Annotated in this window: 3 protein-coding genes; all 3 read right to left on the bottom strand. The window is 63.0% G+C overall.

Features of this window, described 5'->3' with window-relative positions; genetic code table 11:
* Positions 1 to 657, bottom strand: a 657-nt coding sequence (locus BLX41_RS13870; RefSeq protein ID WP_123725350.1) for a transporter substrate-binding domain-containing protein, incomplete at its 3' end; no start/stop codon positions are given.
* Entirely contained in the window at positions 654 to 1,436 is a 783-nt protein-coding gene (locus tag BLX41_RS13875; protein WP_123473123.1) for an amino acid ABC transporter ATP-binding protein, read from the bottom strand. The genes BLX41_RS13870 and BLX41_RS13875, both read right to left, overlap by 4 nt.
* On the bottom strand, positions 1,433 to 1,855 hold a 423-nt coding region (locus tag BLX41_RS35335; RefSeq protein WP_259744893.1), incomplete at its 5' end, for an amino acid ABC transporter permease. The genes BLX41_RS35335 and BLX41_RS13875, both read right to left, overlap by 4 nt.

Below are 1,855 nucleotides of genomic sequence, written 5' to 3' on the forward strand. Positions count from 1 at the left end.
CTGCTTGGACCAACTGAACAGAATCAGGTTGTCCTGGGCGTAGGCGTCGCCACGACCATTGGCCAGGGCTTGCAGGGACTCGGTGTTCTTCTCGAACTTGAGCAGTTTCCAGTCCGGGTGGTTCTGGGTCAGCCAGATGTCCGCGGTGGTGCCGGTGGTGACGATGGTGGTGCGGCTCGCCAGGTCATCCAGGCTCTTCACTACACTGCCTTCGGGCACCAGGGCCTGCACCGCCACCTTGAGGTTGGGGTTGGTGAATTCCACCGCTTCCTTGCGCTCCGGGGTCACGGTCATGTTGGCCAGGATCAGGTCGACCTTGTCGCTCTGCAGGAAGGGAATGCGGCTGGCCGGTTCCACGGCGACGAATTCAACCTTGTTCTCGTCCCCCAGCAGGTCCTTGGCCAGTCGCCGGCCAATGTCGGTATCGAACCCCACATAGCGCCCGGTTTCATCGACGAAGCCGAACGGCGGCTTGTCGGTGAACACGCCGACGATCAGCTTGTCCCGGGCCTTGATCTTGTCCAGGTAGCCGGCCGCCGGCGCGGCGCTGGCAGCGGTAGCCGCAGGCTTGGGTGCATCATTGGATTTATCGCAGCCGGCCAGCAGGGCCAGACCGAACAGCGGCAGTAACAACAGCGAAGACTTGGCAGTTTTCATAAGAGCTCCAGTTCCTTTTTAGGGGCTTTCTTGGGCAGTGCTTCAACGAAGGAGAACTTCTCCAGGAACTGCTGCGCGCGTGCGCTCTGCGGGTTCGTGAAGAAAGCCTCGGGGGTGTTCTGTTCTACGATGCGCCCGCCGTCCATGAACACGATGCGGTCGGCCACGGCCCGGGCGAAGGCCATTTCATGGGTGACGATCAACAGGGTCATGCCGTCCCGGGCCAGGCCCTGGATCACCTGCAGCACTTCCTTGACCATCTCCGGATCAAGGGCCGCGGTGACCTCATCGAACAGCATCACCTGGGGGTTCATGCACAACGAGCGGACGATGGCGATGCGTTGCTGCTGGCCGCCGGACAGCTGTCGGGGAAAGGCCTCGCGCTTGTCCAGCAGGCCCACCCGCTCCAGCAGCGTTTCGGCCTGGGCCCGGGCTTCGCGGGGCTCGCGCTTCTGCACCTTGAGCGGCCCGAGGAGGATGTTGTCCAGCACGTTCATGTGGGGGAACAGGTGGTAACTCTGGAACACCATGCCGATCTGCTGGCGCACCAGACGCCAGTCAGTGCTGGGGCTGAGCAGCTCGCGCCCGGCGAAACGCAGATGGCCGCTGTGAGCGGTTTCCAGGCCGTTGAGGCAGCGCAACAGGGTGCTCTTGCCGCAGCCGCTGGGGCCAAGGATGACGATCACCTCCCCTGCGGCCACGCTGAGGTCGACCTCCTTGAGCACCTGCTGCGGGCCAAAGAATTTGTTGAAACCCTGGAACTCGATCAATGCGCTCATGCTTGCGTCCAGCGCCGTTCCAGCACGCGGGAGGCGGCCGACAACGGGTAGCAGATAAAAAAGAAAAACAGGAACAGAACGCCGTAGATCAGCACCGATTCGTAGGTGCGCTCGATGATCTGCTGGCCGACCTTGATCACGTCCACCACGCCGATCAGCACCGCCAGGGAGCTGGTCTTGATGATTCGCGTGTAGACGTTGATGGTCGGCGGCGTCATGCGTTTCAGCGCCTGGGGCAGCAACACGTAGCCGTACAGCTGGGCACCGGAAAGACCGATGGACAGCCCCGCTTCACGCTGGCCCCGGGGCAGGGATTGCAGCGCCCCGCGTACCACCTCGCCGACCTCGCTGGCGCCCCACAGCGAGAGCACCAGCACCGCGCAGGTGAAGCTGGGAATGCTGATGCCCAAGAAGATCGG

This window comes from Pseudomonas protegens, from assembly GCF_003732485.1.
Classification (GTDB): Bacteria; Pseudomonadota; Gammaproteobacteria; order Pseudomonadales; family Pseudomonadaceae; genus Aquipseudomonas; species Aquipseudomonas protegens_B.